Source organism: Klebsiella sp. K47 (assembly GCF_051858335.1).
Taxonomy (GTDB): Bacteria; Pseudomonadota; Gammaproteobacteria; order Enterobacterales; family Enterobacteriaceae; genus Klebsiella; species Klebsiella pneumoniae.
This window is the reverse complement of record NZ_JBPYUI010000527.1, coordinates 1-216: the sequence shown is the minus strand read 5'-3', so window position 1 is coordinate 216 and position 216 is coordinate 1. Positions and strand designations below refer to the sequence as shown.

Below are 216 nucleotides of genomic sequence, written 5' to 3'. Positions count from 1 at the left end.
GCGGCGTGCCTTGGCCAGCGTGTCGGCCAGCGCATCCAGCGATGCCTCGCTGGGGGCCAGCACGGCCACCGGCAGCGGCGACAGGTCGGCCGGCATGTCGATCACGGTCTGCTGGATGTCGATGGGAATCTCAACGCTCACCGGACCGGTCGGCGCGGTCATGGCGGCCTGCACGGCGGCCTCCAGGGTGGACAGGCAGGTCTCGGCGCTGCGCAC

1 pseudogene is annotated in these 216 nt (G+C 72.2%); it reads right to left on the bottom strand.

The window, feature by feature from the left end:
- A pseudogene (locus RRF55_RS29085) lies at positions 1 to 216 on the bottom strand (thiamine pyrophosphate-binding protein); the annotation flags it as partial.